This window comes from Macrococcus armenti, from assembly GCF_020097135.1.
In the GTDB taxonomy this organism is placed as follows: Bacteria; Bacillota; Bacilli; order Staphylococcales; family Staphylococcaceae; genus Macrococcoides; species Macrococcoides armenti.
The window spans coordinates 1,155,896-1,173,496 of sequence record NZ_CP083608.1 but is presented as its reverse complement, the minus strand read 5'-3'; the positions used below and the strand labels follow the sequence as shown (position 1 = coordinate 1,173,496).

The following is a 17,601-nucleotide window of genomic DNA, read 5'->3' as shown; positions in this document are numbered from 1 at the left end:
TTTACTAAAGTAATCATGTTTGTCTATAATATGATTAGACTATAAATATGAATGTGGGTGGATATTGTGACAAAAAACGATTTTAAAGATGAATTTGAAAAGAGCAAGCAAAAAGTTGAAAGACAAAAAGACGTAGAAGTGGAAAAAGAAGAAGTTGTAAGTGAGACTTACGAAGGAGAACAAGAAAAAGAAGACATATTCCCACCACGTGGTGCTTCTCGTCGCAATCGTTCTCAAGAAAGAAAAAAGCGTGAGGACAACTCAAAACATAAAAAAGGTGCAGCAGTAGCTCCAGCTAATACTTCAAATCAAAAGCAAAAAGAACAGCGAAAACAGAATAATTCTAAAACTAAGAAAACAGCAGCTGTTACTGGTGCGGCAGCCGGAGCAACAGTTAATAAAGCAAATGCAAAAGAGAATCAACCAAACGAGAATAATCATCAACAAAATAAAGTTAAAGAAGAAAATCATAAAAGCGATGATAGTGGTTTAAAGAAATTTATCCCACTTATTGCAGGAATTTTAATATTATTACCGATTATGTTATTACTTGCGAACTACATTAATTCTCAAGGTGACAATGAAAATAAAACTGAGAAAGTTGCTACAAAAAATGCAGAAAAGTCTAATGCAGAAAAGTCTAATGCAGATAAGAATGCATCAGAAGAGAAAAAGCAAGCAGAGAAAGAATTAGCTGCTGAAGAAAAAGCTGCAGAAGAGCAGGTTGCAAAAGATAAAGCGGCAGCAGAAAAAGCAGCAACAGAAAAAGCAGCAACAGAAAAAGAGAAAGCAGAAAAAACAGCTGAACAAAAAGCGAAAGATCAAGAAGAAGCGAAAAAATTAGCCGAAGAAAAAGCGACTGTAGAAAACGATACTCAAAATACATCAAATAACCAAAATTCAGCAAATGATTCACAAAATATTAATACACAATCAACGCATGTTGTCGGAGCTAAAGAAAATTTATATCGTATTGCAATTCAATATTATGGTAGTGGATCTCCAGAAAACGTAGAAAAAATTAGACAAGCAAATGGAATATCTGGAAATAATGTTGCTCAAGGCCAAACTTTAGTAATTCCTAAATAATATTAAAGGGGATGGATTTATGTATTTAAAATCAATAATGATTCCTAAAGAAAAGTGTTATGTTGCAAATCCGGATGATACCGTAAAAAGTGTTATCGATAAGCTTGAACATCATGGTATAGATGGGATGCCGGTAGTAGAAGCTGGTAAGTATGTAGGCACTGCTACACGTTATAGTATTTTTAGGCATTTCTTCTTTATGAAATCAAATAAAACGCGTGATGAATTTATTGAAGAAACTAAAATTAAAGATATTTTACCTCTAGATGAATATAGCGTTAAAGATGACACGTTATTTGAAGAATCATTTTTAACATTACAGGATTTTCCGATTTTAAGTGTTATTAATGATAGAAATGAATTTTTAGGCGTAGTTTCGCGTTTTGACGTGATGGAACAATTTAAATCTGCATTCGGAATGAAGCAAAAAGGTGTACGTATTGCGATAACATCAATTGATGCTGAAGGACGTATTATGCGTTTAGCATCTGCACTTAAAAAATATAAATTGAATGCAATTTCATTTGTAACATTCGATGAGACAGATAAAATGCATCGCAGAATGATAGTAAAAGTTGAAGATCATAAAAATATAAAAAAATTTACGAAGTATTTAAAAAACAATGGGTTTAAAATACTCGATATTCAGGAACACGAATAAAAACTGGACTCTTGAGGAGTCCTTTTTTCTTTAAAGAAAGGTGACGACTATGATTAAAATCGAAAGTATTATAATAGGTGCAGGACCGTGTGGCTTATCTGCAAGTATAGAGCAGAAAAAACGTGGTATTGAAAATATCGTTATTGAGAAAGGGAATGTCGTCGAAGCGATTTATAATTATCCGACACATCAGACATTTTTCTCAACAAGTGAAAAGTTAAGTATTGGTGATATTCCGTTTATTGTAGAAGAACATAAACCGAGAAGGAATCAGGCGCTTGTATATTACAGAAGTGTTGTAAAGCACCATGATTTAAATATTCATTCAAATGAAGAAGTATTAAAAGTATATAAACAAGATGATACGTTTATCGTCACGACAAATAAGAATAACTATGAATGTAAATATGTGACTGTTGCAACAGGATATTACGGTCAGCCAAATAAACTGGAAGTTCCAGGCGCTAATTTAAAGAAAGTACATCATTACTTTAAAGAAGCGCATCCATATTTCGATAAAGATGTTGTCATTATCGGTGGAAAAAACTCTGCAGTAGATGCAGCAATTGAACTTGAGAAAGCGGGTGCACGTGTTACAGCTGTTTATCGTGGAGATGCTTATTCTAAAAGTGTAAAACCATGGATATTACCTCTTTATGAATCACTTGTTAATCATGAAAAAATAAAACTGCATTTTAATAGTCATGTAAAGTCGATTACTGAAGATGAAGTTACGATTGAAACGCCTGATGGAGAAAAAACGATTAAAAATGATACAGTCTTTGCAATGATTGGTTACCACCCGGATTATACTTTTTTAAGTGACATGGGAATTGAGCTTATCACGAATGAATATGGAACTGCACCATTTTATAATCATGAAACGATGGAGACAAATATTAAGAATTTATATATTGCGGGTGTTATCGCAGCGGGAAACGATGCTAATACGATTTTCATTGAGAACGGAAAATTTCATGGAGGAATGATTGCTGAAGATATAAAGAGAAAAAGAGGCTGAAAAGCCTCTTTATTTTTTGAAGTAATTTTGAAGTGACGTGTCAGCCAGACCATTGCTTATTGCTACGATGAGTTTCAGTCGGGCTTTTTGTCCGTTTAGACCATTTGAGAAAATAAGTCCCATATTAAGTAATTCGAAGCCGCCACCTTCGTATTGATAATTGCCGCTTGCAATACCATTGAAGCATCTGGAAACAATGACGATTGGAATATTTTTGTCGATTAAATATTGGATACCATGTAATGCACTCGGTGGTAAATTTCCTTGACCTAATGCTTCAATAACGAGTCCATCGTAATGATTATCAGCAAAAAATTTAATTAAATCTGCATCCAGATCACTATGTGCTTTAATAAGTCCTACCTTTACGTTTTCATTAACCTTTACAAGTGGTGGATATGTTAATGGTAAGTGGTGAAAGAAAATGTCCTTTTTCGTAATAATGCCAAGAGGTCCATAATTAGGACTTTGAAATGTACTTGTGTTTGAAGTATGTGTTTTTGTAACGTTCATCGCTGTATGAATTTCGTCATTAAATACGACAAGGACACCTTTATTTCTAGCGTCGTCATGGCAAGCTGTGCGTATAGCTGAAATGTAATTGTACAGACCGTCAGCACCAATTTCATTTGATGAACGCATTGCCCCTGTTAAGATAACCGGAATTGAAACATTTAAAGTTAAATCTAAGAAATATGCTGTTTCTTCTAAAGTATCTGTCCCGTGTGTGATGACGATTCCGTCATAATTTTCTTCATATATTTCATTTATTATTGTTTTACGCAAAATATTCATATGTTTTAAAGTCATATGAGGTGATGGAACTTGAAAAAGATGTTTTTCAGTAATGTTTGCGATATTTCTGATCATTTCAATATTTGTCATCGGATTTGTGTCATTCGTTGTTACAACACCATGTGCGTTTTCAGACATACTGATTGTGCCACCTGTATGCATGACGAGAATATTCTTCATTTTGTTCCTCCAATATACATTAATATAGCTCTATGATAAAATAATTAAGATTAAACAACAAGGTAGGTATCGTTATGAAAAAAATAAATATTGCAATTGATGGACCAGCAGCTGCCGGGAAAAGTACGATTGCGAAACGTGTAGCTGAAATTCTCGGAATGGTTTATGTTGATACAGGTGCGATGTACCGTGCAATGACGCTGTTACATATTCAACAACCGGATAAGGAAATTGATGATTTAGTTCAGTTGATTGATTTGAAGATTGTCAATGACAATGGACAACGTATATATTTAAATGGTATTGATGTAAGTGACCGTATACGAGAGAATGATGTCACGTTAAATGTATCAAAAGTCGCAAGTTACGAAAGTGTTAGAACGAAACTTGTGAAGTTACAGCAGGAAATGACAGAAAATAAAGGTGTAGTGATGGATGGTCGTGATATCGGTACTAAAGTAATACCGGATGCTGAACTTAAAATTTATATGATAGCTTCAGTTCAGGAACGTGCTGAGCGTAGACTACTTGACAATCAAAATAGAGGTATTGAAGCTACACTTGAAGAACTAATAATAGACATTGAACGTCGTGATCATTTAGATATGACCCGTGAAATCTCGCCATTAACAAAAGCAGATGATGCAATTGAAATTGATACGACAGGTATGTCAATTGAAGAAGTAACGAACAGAATCATTGAACTTGCACGAAAGAAATAGACAATGCTAATTTCTTGACTTTCTAGTCAATTTATAAGAAGTTTATTATAACACTAGTTGTAAACTCAAGGAGGAATCCACAATGACAGAAGAATTTAACGAAGCAATGATTAAAGAAATTCATGAAGGAGATAAAGTTAAAGGTACCGTTCAGGCAATCGAAGAAAAGCATGTTGTACTTAACTTAGATGGTGCGAAATATGACGGTATTATTCCGATTAGTCAACTTTCAAGTTTACATATCGAAAGCGCTGAAGAAGTCGTACAAATTGGCGATGAGATTGAAGCGTTTGTTACAAAGATTGAAGACAAAGAAGAAGATGGACATTATATTTTATCAAAGCGTAAACTTGATGAATCAGAATCATTTGAAACTTTAAAAGAGAAATTCGAACGTGGTGAAACGCTTGAAGCTGAAGTTAAAGAAGCTGTAAAAGGCGGATTAGTTGTAGATGTTGGTTTAAGAGGATTTATTCCTGCATCACTTATTTCTACAAATTACATTGAAGATTTTTCTAATTATGTAGATCAAGTGTTAACTTTAAAAATTGAAGAGCTTGATCAGGAGAAAAATCGTGTGATATTAAATCATAAAGTGATTGAAGCAGAAGAAAATAAAGTGAAGAAAGAACAACGTCTAGATGAAATTGAAGTCGGATCAGTACTTGAAGGTGAAGTGCTCCGTATTACTAACTTCGGTGCATTTGTTGACATTGGTCAAGTTGACGGACTTGTGCATATTTCACAAATTACACATGACCACATTGATAAAGTTGAAGATGCTGTATCAATTGGTGATAAAGTAAAAGTTAAAGTATTAAGCGTAGATAAAGATGCTGAACGTGTATCATTATCAATTAAAGCTGCATTACCAGGGCCATTTGAAACGATTGAAGAAAAATACAATGTTGGAGATGTAGTTGAAGGTGAAGTGATGCGTCTTGCAAACTTCGGTGCATTTGTTGAGATTGACAAAGGACTACAAGGTTTAGTACATATTTCACAAATTAGTCATGATCATATTGGCAACCCATCTGAAGTTTTAGAAGTGGGTCAAAAAGTAAACGTTAAAATTTTAGATATTAACAAAGAAGAAAAACGTATCGGTTTATCAATTAAAGCAACTCAGGAACAAGTAGAAGATTTTGATACTTCTTACTTAAGTAATGAAAATGCACAAGATGACGAAGATGCACCTACATTAGGTGATGTTTTCGGAGAGAAACTTAAAAACTTAAATTTATAATCATCTTATATATTTGGTGAGGATCGCACTGATCCTTGCCTTTTTTATTTAAATATTAATATAAGCGAATATATGTTAAAATAATAGGGATATTATTTGAGAGGATAGATAAAATGACGAAACCAACGATAGCGATTGTAGGACGTGCCAATGTAGGTAAATCTACAATTTTCAATAGAATCGTCGGAGAACGTGTATCAATTGTAGAAGATACGCCCGGCGTGACAAGAGACAGAATTTATTCAAGCGGAGAATGGCTAACACATGAGTTCAATATTATTGATACAGGAGGAATTGAACTAGGTGATGAGCCATTCCAGGAACAAATTAGAGCACAAGCTGAAATAGCAATTGATGAAGCAGATGTAATAATTTTTATGGTTAATGGTCGAGATGGCATAACGAATGAAGATGACTTCGTAGCGAAGTTATTATTTAAATCAAATAAGCCAGTTGTGCTTGGCGTAAACAAAATTGATAACCCAGAGATGCGTGCAGATATTTATGAGTTTTATTCATTAGGATTTGGAGAACCTTTTCCGATTTCAGGTTCACACGGCTTAGGTATTGGTGACTTACTTGATGAAGCGGCAAAGCATTTTCCTGAGCAGCATGAAGAAGATTATGATGATGATGTCATAAAGTTTTCTTTAATTGGGCGACCGAATGTAGGGAAATCAAGCTTAATTAATGCTATTTTAGGTGAAGAACGTGTAATCGTATCACCTGTTGCCGGAACTACACGAGATGCAATTGATACAGTATATACATTTGAAAATCAGGAATATGTAATGATTGATACTGCCGGTATGCGTAAAAAAGGTAAGGTTTATGAATCGACTGAACGATACTCGGTATTACGTGCATTAAAAGCTATTGAGCGCTCAAATGTCGTACTTGTTGTCATTGATGCTGAAGAAGGAATCATTGAGCAGGATAAGAAAATTGCAGGGTATGCACACGAAGCAGGTAAAGCCATCGTAATCGTTGTTAATAAATGGGATACTGTTGATAAAGATTCTAAAACGATGAAAAAGTTCGAAGATAAGATTCGTCAAAACTTCCAGTTCCTGGATTACGCACCGATTGCTTTCGTTTCAGCAAAGGAGCGTAAACGTTTAAACACTTTATTCCCACTAATTAATATGGCAGGTGAAAACCATCGTAAACGTGTTCAAAGCAGTACACTTAATGAGGTTATTACGGATGCAGTTGCAATGAATCCAACGCCAACACATAAAGGTAGTCGTTTAAACATCTTTTATTCGACACAAGTTGCAATTGAGCCGCCAACATTCGTATTCTTTGTTAATGATGTTGAAATGATGCATTTCTCATATCAAAGATTTTTAGAGAATCGAATTCGAGCTGCCTTTGGATTTGAAGGGACGCCATTACATTTAATTGCAAGAAAGAGAAATTAGGAGTGGTATTATGATGAAAGTTTCAGTTATTGGAACGGGTTCGTGGGGGACTGCATTAGCGAATGTACTCTCAGAAAATGGTCATGACGTATTAATGTGGGGGAAGACGAAAGCGACAATTGAAGAGATTAATACGCATCATACAAATGAAAAGTATTTAAAAGATATTGATTTACATGTTAAATTAGCTGCATCTGACGTTCTTGAAGATGTCGTACATCATGCAGAAATTATTATTATTGCTGTACCAACGAAAGCAATACGTTCTGTAATGCAGCAAATCAATCAAGTAATTAATAATAAAAAAACTTTTATACATGTATCAAAAGGTATCGAACCGCATACGTTTAAGCGAATATCCGAAATGATTTCTGAAGAGATAGACATTGAAAATATGGAAGGTGTAGCTGTACTTAGCGGACCGAGCCATGCAGAAGAACTCGCGCTCAAACACCCGACAACAGTTGCTGTCGCAAGTGAGAATGAAACGATTCGACAAATTGCGCAAGATATCTTTATGAATGAATATTTCAGAATTTATACAAATGATGATTTAGTCGGTGTCGAAATCGGCGGGGCATTAAAAAATATTATCGCACTAGCCGCAGGTATTACAGATGGTTTAGGTTATGGAGATAATGCGAAAGCAGCTTTAATGACAAGAGGACTTGCTGAAATTACGCGTTTAGGCACAAGAATGGGTGCAGATCCAATGACATTCTTAGGTCTTGCCGGAATCGGTGATCTTATCGTAACGTGTACTTCTGTACACTCAAGAAACTGGAAGTGTGGTAATATGCTCGGTAAAGGTTTAACGCTAGAAGAAGCATTAAGCAATATGGGCATGGTAGTAGAAGGTGTTCGTACGACTGAAGCGGCAAATGAAATGGCTGACGCATTCGGTGTTGAAATGCCGATTACACAATCATTATACAAAGTTTTATTTGAAGGACTCGATGTACACGAAGGTGTACAAAATTTAATGAATAGAGAAAAAACGAACGAATAGAGGTACAATATGTTTAATATATCTAGAATGGACTTAATGTGGGTTTCGTTTTATTCGTTAGGGTTAATGCTTGCAGCAATGATATTAATTTATGTTGCACGCTTTAAAATTACGAATAAACCATTAAATATATTTGTAACGTTTTTAGCATATGCGGCACTAGTAATAAGTGCACTATTAATGTTTATCGTGTTAGGTGGTTCCAGTCATGCGTAAAATGATACTGTTAGTTGTCGTTTCATTACTACTAAGCGGTTGTATGTATCCGAAAGAAGAATTAGCTGAAAATCAAGTCGCACCACAGGACCAGTTAAATATGGTTCAGCAGGCTATTACGAATTATCAGAAAGATACTGGAGGATTACTACCGCTTAAAGATAGAGATGCGTCTTATGAATTGTATTTAAAACACCCGATTGATTTTGGAAAACTAAAACCGAAATATTTATCTCAATTACCAGGATCTTCTTTTGAAATGGGAGGATACTATCAATATGTGATGATGGACGTTGATACGCATCCAAAAGTAATGCTTATTGATCTCCGTACATCAGAAGCGCTAAAAAACTTACGTATTAGATTAGAAACGCGTTCTGATGAACTCGCATTAGGGAAGAAAATAGGACCGAACATATACGAAATTGATTATAAAAAGTATGGATTAAAATCATACCCAACGGTAAAAAGTCCATATTCTGGCGAAGCTTTACCAATTTACATTAATGGTGGTAATGACTTCAAAATTGATTATCGCATCGATTTGGCGCGCGCTTTAAATAAAAATAAGGTTAAATTCAAGCCAGGTGAAGATATTCGACCAATTTTGTATAAGGATAATCCAATTTTACCGGCATATTCTGTTCCATATACTGTAAATGACAAAAATGAACCTGTTTTTAAAACCATTCAACATTAAAAATCTACAAAAAATTACATGAATATATACAATAATCGTTGCAGTGACAACGTTTGTTATGTTAAAGTCATTACATAATGATATTTTATATATCATTTACATAATTGTTGGGGAGGTGAATTGACATGAACAAAACAGATTTAATCAATGCTGTTGCTGATAGCGCTAACTTAACTAAGAAAGAAGCTGGTTTAGCAGTAGATGCTGTTTTCGAATCAATTCAAAAATCATTATCTAATGGTGAGAAAGTACAATTAATTGGTTTCGGTAACTTTGAAGTTCGCGAACGTGCTGCACGTAAAGGACGTAATCCGCAAACTGGTGATGAAATTGAAATCCCAGCAAGCAAAGTTCCAGCATTCAAAGCTGGTAAAGCATTAAAAGATGCAGTTAAATAATTGTATCTAAAGCCCACTATGGGCTTTTTTTATTTGTTCTTATACCATTTTTTATAAATTATCGTTATAATAATAAAAGGACAAAAATAGAGGTAGATCAATGCGTTATTTACATAAAATTGAACTAGAATTAAAAAGACTTACAAGTCGATATCCATATTTCAAAAAAATTGAATTTGATGCTGAAATCATTAAGCTCGTTGATAATCTAAATGTCGATGAAAATGTAAAGTGTGCGATTGTTGCCATTGATACGAGTATGCGTATGCAGGATTTGATCAATGAAGATAATAAAGACAATTATGTACTATCAACGGATGTTTTGAGTGCATTATTTTATAAGTATTTATCAGAGCCATTTTATCAGCATGATTTTTTAGTACTGACGGATTGTGTAAGTCGTATCAATGAATTAAAATCAATAAGAGCAACGATAACAGACGAAATTGCTTTGCATAATATTAATAAACAAATTCATTATATGTTCATACAACCTTATATGAACAATGAGAAAGTGGTGTCTTATGAGTAAACAGTTAAATGGACAGGAAAAAAGTGAGCTTGTACATAATGTATTCCAGAATGTATCGACAAAGTATGACCGCCTCAACGATATCATAAGTTTTAATCAGCATAAATCCTGGCGTAAATATACGATGAAACAAATGAATGTTAAAAATGGGTCGAAAGCACTTGATGTATGCTGTGGTACTGGTGATTGGACAATTCAGATGGCACAGGCTGTCGGTAAAAATGGTCATGTTACAGGTCTTGATTTCAGTGAGAATATGTTAAGCGTTGCACAAGAAAAAACAAATCATATACAAAATATTGAATTGATTCATGGTAATGCGATGGCATTACCATTTGAAGATAATGTATTTGACTATACAACGATTGGTTTTGGTTTACGTAACTTACCGGATTATAAAAAAGGATTAGAAGAAATGTATCGTGTATTAAAGCCTGGCGGTATGATTGTCGTTTTAGAAACGAGTCATCCAACAATGCCAGTATTTAAACAAGGCTACAAATTATATTTCAAATACGTTATGCCTCTGTTTGGCAAAGTATTTGCTAAGTCAATGAAGGAATATAGCTGGTTACAGCAAAGTGCTTTTGAATTTCCTGATAAGTATACGTTAGCACATTTAATGGCTGAAACTGGATTTACACACATTAAATTTAAAGGATTTACTGGTGGCGTGAGTGCGATGCATCTTGCATACAAGCCGAAAGAAAAATAGAATGGATGATTGCTTTGAGTTATAAAGCGTTTTTAAACCCATATATCATTGAAGTTGAAAAAAGGTTATATGAGTGTATTCAGAGTGATTCTGAATCGATAAACAAGGCGGCACACCATATATTAAGTTCAGGAGGAAAACGTGTTCGTCCGATGTTTGTATTGTTAAGTGGTTTTCTTAATGATACACAAAAGGATAACTTAATTCGTACTGCAGTATCTCTTGAGCTCGTTCATATGGCAAGTCTCGTTCATGATGATTACATAGACAATAGTGATATGCGTCGTGGGAATACTTCGGTTCATATAGCTTTTGATAAAGACACAGCAATTCGCACAGGACACTTTTTATTAGCACGTGCATTACAAAATATTGCAACTATCAATAATTCGAAATTCCATCAAATTTTTAGTAAAACGATACTTGAAGTTTGTTTCGGTGAATTCGACCAGATGGCAGATCGATTTAATTACCCTGTATCCTTTACTGCATATTTAAGACGTATTAATCGTAAAACAGCGATACTGATAGACGCAAGCTGTCATTTAGGGGCTCTCAGCTCACAGCTTGATGAACAATCCACATACCATATAAAACAATTTGGGCATTGTATTGGAATGAGTTATCAAATTATTGATGATATTCTAGATTACACAAGTGACGAAGCAACACTTGGTAAACCTGTCGGTAGCGATATAAGAAACGGTCATATTACGTATCCGCTTATGGCCGCTATCGCTAATTTGAAAGAGCGTAATGACGATGAACTTGAAGTGGTTGTTAAACAATTAACATCGACATCAGAAGATGAAGTGTATCAATATATTGTTTCGCAAGTTAAACAATATGGAATTGAACCTGCAGAAGTGCTGAGCAGAAAATATGGTGATAAAGCGAAATATCACTTGAGTCAATTACAGGATAGTAATATTAAAAATTATTTAGAAGAAATCCACGAAAAAATGTTAAAACGTGTTTATTAACAATTGCAAGTAATCGCTTACAATGGTAAACTATTTAAGGATTTACTAAATTACAAAGAGGTAGGGATAACCATGGAAAAAACATTTTTAATGATTAAACCTGACGGTGTAGGTCGCGGCCTTATCGGAGAGATTGTAAAACGTATCGAAAACAAAGGCATCAAAGTTGTTGGCGCTAAATTAATGACAGTTTCAGAAGAATTAGCAAAAACACATTACGGCGAGCACAGCGAAAAACCATTCTTCGGTGAATTAGTTGACTTTATTACTTCAGGACCAGTATTTGCGATGGTTCTTGAAGGAGAAAACGTAGTTGAAATCGGACGTACTTTAGTAGGTAAAACAAATCCTGCTGAAAGTGCACCTGGAACAATTCGCGGAGACTTTGGTATGACTGTTGGTAAAAACATCATCCATGGTTCAGATTCAGTAGCATCTGCTGAAAAAGAAATCGCGTTATGGTTCAAAGAAGAAGAAATTTTATCATATGACTTAGTAACATCTGCTTGGGTGTACTAATAGAGTCTTTGAATATGAAAAAGGTTAAGACAGACTGTCTTAACCTTTTTCATTTTGATTATAATTATTGTCATAAGTGCGTTATAATAATACTTATTATATATTGTGAGGTTTTAAGATGAGATTTCTAACAGCTGGAGAATCGCATGGTCCAAAGTTAACGGTTATTATTGAAGGGATTCCTTCTAATATGGCATTAACGAGTGACATGATCAATAAAGAAATGTTTAAGCGCCAAGGTGGGTATGGACGTGGGCGTCGTATGCAGATTGAGAAAGATGCAGTTGTAATAACGTCAGGTGTTCGTCATGGTGTGACACTCGGCAGCCCAATTACGATAGAAATTAATAATGATGATCATAAACATTGGTTAAAAATTATGGGTGTAGAAGTTACTGAAGATATGACGCCGGATCGCAGAAAAATTACAAAACCACGACCAGGTCATGCAGACTTAGTCGGTGGGATGAGGTATCGACATAGAGATTTAAGGAATGTTCTTGAGCGTTCCAGTGCGCGTGAGACTGCAGCTCGTGTAGCTGTCGGTGCTGTATGTAAAGTGCTCCTAAATGCATTAGGAATCGAAATTTATTCACGTGTCATTGAAATTGGTGGCGCCCGTGATACAGGTAATTACAATTTGTCTGAAATTAAGTCTAAGAATGATCAAAATGACGTACGTTGTATCGATGGTACATTGGCACAAAAAATGCGCGATAAAATTGATGAAGCAAAATCTAACGGTGACTCTATCGGTGGTGAAGTACAGGTGATTGCTGAAGGTGTACCGGCGGGACTTGGCAGCTATGTGCATTACGATAGAAAGCTTGATGGCAAAATTGCACAATCTGTTATTAGTATTAATGCTTTTAAAGCAGTAAGTTTTGGTGCAGGAAATGATATGAAACATTTACCTGGATCTAAAGTACAGGATCCAATCGGCTATGATAGCGCAATCGGATTTAATAGAATGTCTAACAATTTAGGTGGTTTTGAAGGTGGTATGACAAATGGTATGCCAATCGTTGTAAATGCCGTTATGAAGCCGATACCGACATTATACAAACCGCTTCAGTCCATTGATATTGATACGAAAGAAGTGTATCAGGCATCGATTGAACGCAGCGATAGTTGTGCAGTTCCTGCCGCATCAGTCGTTTGTGAACATGCTGTTGCATTTGAACTTGCGAAAGAAATAATAAATGAATTCCAGAGTAATGACTTAAATCAACTTAAAGAAAATATAGCACGTCACAACCAATTTATCCTTGAATATTAAGGAGTGTTTATGAAATTTACTACTAATTATAAAGTTAACAATTATGAAATTGTTGTGGAGCATGGGGCATTAAATTTAAACTATGATTTTACGCAATATGATAAACGTATCGCATTAATTGACGAACATGTATATGGATTACATAGCGTTGCTATTGAGTCTTTTATCAAACAACATCATATCGAAAAAATGCTTATTCCGTTTGGTGAGCAAGTAAAAACTTCAGCGCATTATATTAAATTCACTGAACAAATATTAACGAAGCAAGTTACGCGAAACAGCTGCCTGTTTGCAATTGGTGGTGGTGCTACAGGAGACTTTACCGGATTTATTGCAGCAACAGTGTTACGTGGCATTCATTTCATTCAAATTCCGACGACGATACTCGCACATGATGCGTCTATCGGAGGCAAAACCGGGATTAATGCAACTACGGGTAAAAATTTAATTGGCGCATTTAAACGTCCTGATAAAGTGATTTATGATTTGAATTTTCTTAAAACATTATCGCAAACTGAAAAACTCAGTGGTTTTGCTGAAATTATTAAACATGTAATACTGAGTAGTACAGGTAAAATAATTGAAAGTAAGACGCTTCTGCAATTGATGAATGATATTCCTGATAAACATGCATTAAGTCATCTTAACGAAATTGAGCGATGGATTACATTTGGCATAAAAACGAAGATGCAGGTAATATTAGAAGATGAATTCGAAAATGGCATTAGAAAGCATCTGAACTTCGGTCATACATTTGGTCATGCGATTGAGTTTCATCATAAATTGCCACACGGTGTTGCAGTATTACATGGTATGATTTTTGCGTTAATATTAAGTGGCGTTGAAAAGTCGGATTTAACTTTGATTTTAACCTGGATGAGACGTTTAGGTTTACAGTCATTAAATTTTGATGAATTTAATATTTATTATAAACTTATGCAGAATGATAAAAAAAATGAGGCATCACATATTAACTTTGTTGTTTATAATGCATCAACAGGCTTTCATATACGTCAATTTGAGGAAGTACAGCTACAGCAAACATTTGAGATGCTAAGAAAACTAGAAGGTGAGTTTTTATGAAATTAAAATCTATCGGTCCACTAAAAGGTGAAATTTCCGTTCCTGGTGATAAATCCATTACGCATCGCGCAATAATGCTCGCGAGCCTTTATAATGGAGAAACGGTTATACATAAGCCGCTATTAGGTGAGGACTGTTTATCAACGATAAATATTTTCAGACAACTCGGTGTAAATATATCTATCACTTCAGATAAAATTATTGTCGATTCACCCGGATATGAAGCATTTCATGAACCGGATGACGTATTATATACAGGAAACTCAGGGACTACAACACGACTTTTATGTGGCTTATTGGCAGGTCTTCCGTTTAAAACAGTCTTAGATGGAGATGACTCTATTCGTAAACGTCCTATGGATCGCGTAATTGAGCCATTAAGACAAATGGGCGTGAATATAAAAGGTAATGAAAATCGATTTACGCCAGTTGTTATTAATGAAGGGACACCGTCTGACATCAATGGTATTGATTATGTTATGCCCGTAAAAAGTGCGCAAGTAAAAAGTGCACTCCTTTTTGCAGGATTGTTTGCAAATAGTGAAGTGCGAATTACTGAGCAGGATATTTCACGTAATCACACGGAGCTTATGTTCAATCAAAGCAATATTGATTTAGACGTTATTGATAATACAATTACATTAAAACCTTTAAGTATTGATAAATTAATGATGCACGACATTACGATACCAGGCGATATATCTTCTGCGGCATTTTTTATAGTTGCTGCGCTTATCGTACCAGGCAGCAGAATTGTTCTAAGTAATGTAGGGACGAATATAACTAGAAATGGTATTATTGAAGTCGTTAAAATGATGGGGGGTAATATCGAAATTAATGAGCGATCTGTTAATGCAGAGCCAGTAAGTGATATTATCGTTTCATATACAAGAGATTTAAACGCAATTACGATAGAGGGAGAATTAATTCCAAAATTAATTGATGAAATTCCTGTGATTGCGCTTTTACTTGCGCATGCGAACGGCAAAAGTGTAATAAAGGATGCTGAAGAACTTAAAGTGAAAGAAACAAACAGAATCGACACCGTCGTGTCTGAAATAAATGCATTAGGATACAACATACAACCGACTCATGACGGTATGATCGTTTATGGACAATCACGAGTAGATAGAACGCGTGATATATTTGATTCATATAATGACCATCGCATTGGAATGATGTTAGCAATTGCTGCACTTATTGAATTAGAACCGATAGAGATTCATCGTTTTGAAGCGGTCAATGTCTCATACCCTAATTTTTTAGAACATATTAAGCAGTTAAAAGGAGATTTATAATGGATATTAATCAATTAATTGACCAAATTCATCTACAGCATTTAGAAGGGTTATCGGAAAATGTGAAAGGTGCATTGTTTACTGATGATCATGATGCGTTATACGAGCTCGGAGCAACATTAATGCAGTTTGGAATTGTACAGGAAGGTAAGCTTGTTTTTGAAAGATTATTTGAACTTTATCCTGAAGAGCCGGAAGTTCTAAGCTTCTATATTGAAAGTTTAATTGATACAAATGAAATGGATAAAGCATTAATGATCTTACACGGTTTACCAAAAACAGTAGAACGTTTATTGCTTGAAGCAGATATTTATCAGCAGCAGGATATGCCGGAAGTTGCAATTGATAAAGTGAAAGAAGCTTATGAATTGTCAAGTGAAGACCCAGTCCTTAGTTTCGCACTTGCTGAACTTTATTACTTTGATGGACAGTACTTACCAGCAGTTAGAAATTATGAGACGTTGATTAATAGTGGTATTGATGAAATCAATAATATCATGCTTCATTTAAGAATAGCTGACAGTTTATTACAAACAGGTGATTATGAACAGGCTGTAATGTATTATGAAAAAGTTGATGAAAAAGATTACACTAGTGATGACTTTTTCAAAAAAGCAATCAGTTACCAGAAAGCTGATTTTATAGAACGAGCTATACAAACACTTCAAACGTTACTTGATAAGGATCCAGATTATATGCAGGCATATTTATTACTTGTGCAGTTACTTGAAAGTGAGCGCAAATATGAAGATGCGATAATTGCTGGCCAAAAAGGTATTCGCTTAAATGAATTTTATAAAGAGTTGCTGGCAGATACAGGGCGTATTATGATTAAGATGCATAACGAAAAAGGAACAGAATATTTAATCCAGGCGTTAACGATTGATCCTTCATACACAGAAGCAGGTTTAGTTTTAGCGGACTATTACAGAAAAGAAGAGATGTATGAAGAAATGATCCAGCTGTTTACCGTCGTTGATGAAGAAGATATAGATCCTGAAATATTATGGCATCTTGCATATAGTTATCAACAACTGGAGAAAGATAAAGAAGCAAAGCATTTCTATAAGGAAGCATATAACAGTTTAAACGAAAATATATCATTCTTAAAAGACTATTACTATTACAGCAGAGAAATTGCAGACAATGAAAGAAGTGCACAACTGCTAAAAATAATCGTTGCTCTGGAACCGGATTTTGATGGAAATTACTAACTTAATAAATGAACGCCAGCAGTTCTTAAAGTATTTACTAATGCAGCATCAGATTGAAAATAAAAATACAGTCTGGATATTAAATTTATTAAAGGACAGAGAAGATATACTCAGTAAAATAAAATTTATGCGACATGATGCTATGAGTAATCGGCTCATAATTTTCAATGATTTTAAAATTCATCTCGTGCTTCCACATGGTATTGTGACAGATGCATTTGTAATATTTCATTACTTACTTTCATTAAAACATACACTTTATTTAGTTTATTTACCGCATAATCAAAAGTATATGCAAATTGAAATGAAAGAACAGCTCGATCTGTTTGTACATTCAGTTGATGTAAACCAGATACAAGATATTGAACGAAACTTATACATTATACAACGAAATAAAATTGTAAAACAACATATAAATAATTACATTGATAATCTCATTGAAGTAACGCTATTAAATAAAGATAAAGAACGTTTTAATCAGCTTATGAATTTTAAACAAATGTTAGGAGAATGAAGT

Annotated in this window: 20 protein-coding genes; 19 read left to right on the top strand and 1 reads right to left on the bottom strand. The window is 34.5% G+C overall.

Going from position 1 to position 17,601, the window contains the following annotated elements; all coding sequences use genetic code 11:
* Nucleotides 1-66 precede the first annotated feature (66 nt).
* Genes LAU42_RS06055 through LAU42_RS06045 form a run of 3 tightly spaced genes read left to right on the top strand, consistent with a single transcriptional unit; the run spans nucleotide 67 to nucleotide 2,771 of the window.
* Complete coding sequence (locus LAU42_RS06055) at nucleotides 67-1,089, top strand: LysM peptidoglycan-binding domain-containing protein (RefSeq protein WP_224182751.1); 1,023 nt, start codon at nucleotides 67-69, stop codon at nucleotides 1,087-1,089.
* Nucleotides 1,090-1,108: 19 nt separating this feature from the next.
* Nucleotides 1,109-1,750 carry a CBS domain-containing protein gene (locus LAU42_RS06050; protein ID WP_224182750.1) on the top strand — a complete coding sequence of 214 codons (642 nt, stop codon included), beginning with the start codon at nucleotides 1,109-1,111 and terminating at the stop codon, nucleotides 1,748-1,750.
* Nucleotides 1,751-1,799: 49 nt separating this feature from the next.
* Nucleotides 1,800-2,771, top strand: coding sequence for a YpdA family putative bacillithiol disulfide reductase (locus LAU42_RS06045; protein ID WP_224182749.1), 972 nt, complete (start codon nucleotides 1,800-1,802; stop codon nucleotides 2,769-2,771).
* A 9-nt stretch (nucleotides 2,772-2,780) separates the two neighbouring features.
* On the opposite strand, the gene LAU42_RS06040 is transcribed toward LAU42_RS06045, so the two are convergent.
* Nucleotides 2,781-3,746: an asparaginase gene (locus LAU42_RS06040; protein WP_224182748.1), complete on the bottom strand. Its 966-nt coding sequence runs from the start codon at nucleotides 3,744-3,746 to the stop codon at nucleotides 2,781-2,783.
* A 74-nt stretch (nucleotides 3,747-3,820) separates the two neighbouring features.
* Here LAU42_RS06040 and cmk point away from each other — a divergent pair, with 74 nt between their 5' ends.
* The 16 genes from cmk to LAU42_RS05960 all read left to right on the top strand — a co-directional run bounded on the left by cmk (nucleotide 3,821) and on the right by LAU42_RS05960 (nucleotide 17,598).
* Nucleotides 3,821-4,468, top strand: a complete 648-nt coding sequence (gene cmk / locus LAU42_RS06035; RefSeq protein ID WP_224182747.1) for a (d)CMP kinase — start codon at nucleotides 3,821-3,823, stop codon at nucleotides 4,466-4,468.
* 82 nt (nucleotides 4,469-4,550) lie between these two features.
* Nucleotides 4,551-5,714 (top strand): 30S ribosomal protein S1, encoded by a 1,164-nt coding sequence (rpsA, locus tag LAU42_RS06030; RefSeq protein WP_224182746.1) that lies wholly within the window; start codon nucleotides 4,551-4,553, stop codon nucleotides 5,712-5,714.
* A gap of 113 nt (nucleotides 5,715-5,827) precedes the next feature.
* Nucleotides 5,828-7,138 (top strand): ribosome biogenesis GTPase Der, encoded by a 1,311-nt coding sequence (gene der / locus LAU42_RS06025; RefSeq protein WP_224182745.1) that lies wholly within the window; start codon nucleotides 5,828-5,830, stop codon nucleotides 7,136-7,138.
* 10 nt (nucleotides 7,139-7,148) lie between these two features.
* Nucleotides 7,149-8,147, top strand: a complete 999-nt coding sequence (locus LAU42_RS06020) for an NAD(P)H-dependent glycerol-3-phosphate dehydrogenase (protein WP_224182744.1) — start codon at nucleotides 7,149-7,151, stop codon at nucleotides 8,145-8,147.
* 9 nt (nucleotides 8,148-8,156) lie between these two features.
* On the top strand, nucleotides 8,157-8,363 hold the full coding sequence (locus LAU42_RS06015; RefSeq protein ID WP_224182743.1) for a DUF2768 domain-containing protein: 207 nt from the start codon (nucleotides 8,157-8,159) through the stop codon (nucleotides 8,361-8,363).
* Nucleotides 8,356-9,063, top strand: a complete 708-nt coding sequence (locus tag LAU42_RS06010) for a hypothetical protein (RefSeq protein WP_224182742.1) — start codon at nucleotides 8,356-8,358, stop codon at nucleotides 9,061-9,063. The genes LAU42_RS06015 and LAU42_RS06010 overlap by 8 nt, the downstream gene beginning before the upstream one ends.
* A 125-nt stretch (nucleotides 9,064-9,188) precedes the next feature.
* Nucleotides 9,189-9,461: an HU family DNA-binding protein gene (locus LAU42_RS06005; RefSeq protein WP_224182741.1), complete on the top strand. Its 273-nt coding sequence runs from the start codon at nucleotides 9,189-9,191 to the stop codon at nucleotides 9,459-9,461.
* A 100-nt stretch (nucleotides 9,462-9,561) separates the two neighbouring features.
* The gene (gene hexs-a / locus LAU42_RS06000; protein WP_224182740.1) at nucleotides 9,562-9,993 is read left to right on the top strand and encodes a hexaprenyl-diphosphate synthase small subunit; all 432 of its coding nucleotides are present in this window, start codon (nucleotides 9,562-9,564) and stop codon (nucleotides 9,991-9,993) included.
* Nucleotides 9,986-10,708 (top strand): demethylmenaquinone methyltransferase, encoded by a 723-nt coding sequence (locus LAU42_RS05995; protein ID WP_224182739.1) that lies wholly within the window; start codon nucleotides 9,986-9,988, stop codon nucleotides 10,706-10,708. The genes hexs-a and LAU42_RS05995 overlap by 8 nt, the downstream gene beginning before the upstream one ends.
* Nucleotides 10,709-10,713: 5 nt before the next feature.
* Entirely contained in the window at nucleotides 10,714-11,691 is a 978-nt protein-coding gene (gene hexs-b, locus LAU42_RS05990; RefSeq protein WP_224182738.1) for a hexaprenyl-diphosphate synthase large subunit, read from the top strand.
* A 72-nt stretch (nucleotides 11,692-11,763) separates the two neighbouring features.
* A complete protein-coding gene (gene ndk / locus LAU42_RS05985; protein WP_224182737.1) occupies nucleotides 11,764-12,210 on the top strand; it encodes a nucleoside-diphosphate kinase in 447 nt (148 codons plus the stop codon).
* 118 nt (nucleotides 12,211-12,328) lie between these two features.
* On the top strand, nucleotides 12,329-13,489 hold the full coding sequence (aroC, locus tag LAU42_RS05980) for a chorismate synthase (RefSeq protein ID WP_224182736.1): 1,161 nt from the start codon (nucleotides 12,329-12,331) through the stop codon (nucleotides 13,487-13,489).
* Between the two features lie 9 nt (nucleotides 13,490-13,498).
* Nucleotides 13,499-14,572: a 3-dehydroquinate synthase gene (locus LAU42_RS05975; protein ID WP_224182735.1), complete on the top strand. Its 1,074-nt coding sequence runs from the start codon at nucleotides 13,499-13,501 to the stop codon at nucleotides 14,570-14,572.
* Nucleotides 14,569-15,870, top strand: a complete 1,302-nt coding sequence (aroA, locus tag LAU42_RS05970) for a 3-phosphoshikimate 1-carboxyvinyltransferase (RefSeq protein ID WP_224182734.1) — start codon at nucleotides 14,569-14,571, stop codon at nucleotides 15,868-15,870. Before LAU42_RS05975 ends, aroA begins: the two co-directional genes overlap by 4 nt.
* On the top strand, nucleotides 15,870-17,084 hold the full coding sequence (locus LAU42_RS05965; RefSeq protein ID WP_224182733.1) for a tetratricopeptide repeat protein: 1,215 nt from the start codon (nucleotides 15,870-15,872) through the stop codon (nucleotides 17,082-17,084). Before aroA ends, LAU42_RS05965 begins: the two co-directional genes overlap by 1 nt.
* Nucleotides 17,071-17,598, top strand: coding sequence for a YpiB family protein (locus LAU42_RS05960; protein WP_224184754.1), 528 nt, complete (start codon nucleotides 17,071-17,073; stop codon nucleotides 17,596-17,598). The genes LAU42_RS05965 and LAU42_RS05960 overlap by 14 nt, the downstream gene beginning before the upstream one ends.
* Nucleotides 17,599-17,601: the final 3 nt, after the last annotated feature.

Excerpts from the sequence above, each read along its gene's own strand:
- aroC (WP_224182736.1), top strand. The coding sequence starts at position 12,329 with ATGAGATTTCTAACAGCTGGAGAATCGCATGGTCCAAAGTTAACGGTT.
- LAU42_RS05960 (WP_224184754.1), top strand. The coding sequence starts at position 17,071 with ATGGAAATTACTAACTTAATAAATGAACGCCAGCAGTTCTTAAAGTAT.
- aroA (WP_224182734.1), top strand. The coding sequence starts at position 14,569 with ATGAAATTAAAATCTATCGGTCCACTAAAAGGTGAAATTTCCGTTCCT.
- LAU42_RS06020 (WP_224182744.1), top strand. The coding sequence starts at position 7,149 with ATGATGAAAGTTTCAGTTATTGGAACGGGTTCGTGGGGGACTGCATTA.
- LAU42_RS06050 (WP_224182750.1), top strand. The coding sequence starts at position 1,109 with ATGTATTTAAAATCAATAATGATTCCTAAAGAAAAGTGTTATGTTGCA.
- LAU42_RS06040 (WP_224182748.1), bottom strand. The coding sequence starts at position 3,746 with ATGAAGAATATTCTCGTCATGCATACAGGTGGCACAATCAGTATGTCT.
- hexs-a (WP_224182740.1), top strand. The coding sequence starts at position 9,562 with ATGCGTTATTTACATAAAATTGAACTAGAATTAAAAAGACTTACAAGT.
- rpsA (WP_224182746.1), top strand. The coding sequence starts at position 4,551 with ATGACAGAAGAATTTAACGAAGCAATGATTAAAGAAATTCATGAAGGA.
- LAU42_RS06005 (WP_224182741.1), top strand. The coding sequence starts at position 9,189 with ATGAACAAAACAGATTTAATCAATGCTGTTGCTGATAGCGCTAACTTA.
- cmk (WP_224182747.1), top strand. The coding sequence starts at position 3,821 with ATGAAAAAAATAAATATTGCAATTGATGGACCAGCAGCTGCCGGGAAA.
- LAU42_RS06015 (WP_224182743.1), top strand. The coding sequence starts at position 8,157 with ATGTTTAATATATCTAGAATGGACTTAATGTGGGTTTCGTTTTATTCG.
- LAU42_RS05995 (WP_224182739.1), top strand. The coding sequence starts at position 9,986 with ATGAGTAAACAGTTAAATGGACAGGAAAAAAGTGAGCTTGTACATAAT.
- LAU42_RS05965 (WP_224182733.1), top strand. The coding sequence starts at position 15,870 with ATGGATATTAATCAATTAATTGACCAAATTCATCTACAGCATTTAGAA.
- hexs-b (WP_224182738.1), top strand. The coding sequence starts at position 10,714 with ATGATTGCTTTGAGTTATAAAGCGTTTTTAAACCCATATATCATTGAA.
- ndk (WP_224182737.1), top strand. The coding sequence starts at position 11,764 with ATGGAAAAAACATTTTTAATGATTAAACCTGACGGTGTAGGTCGCGGC.
- der (WP_224182745.1), top strand. The coding sequence starts at position 5,828 with ATGACGAAACCAACGATAGCGATTGTAGGACGTGCCAATGTAGGTAAA.
- LAU42_RS06045 (WP_224182749.1), top strand. The coding sequence starts at position 1,800 with ATGATTAAAATCGAAAGTATTATAATAGGTGCAGGACCGTGTGGCTTA.
- LAU42_RS05975 (WP_224182735.1), top strand. The coding sequence starts at position 13,499 with ATGAAATTTACTACTAATTATAAAGTTAACAATTATGAAATTGTTGTG.
- LAU42_RS06010 (WP_224182742.1), top strand. The coding sequence starts at position 8,356 with ATGCGTAAAATGATACTGTTAGTTGTCGTTTCATTACTACTAAGCGGT.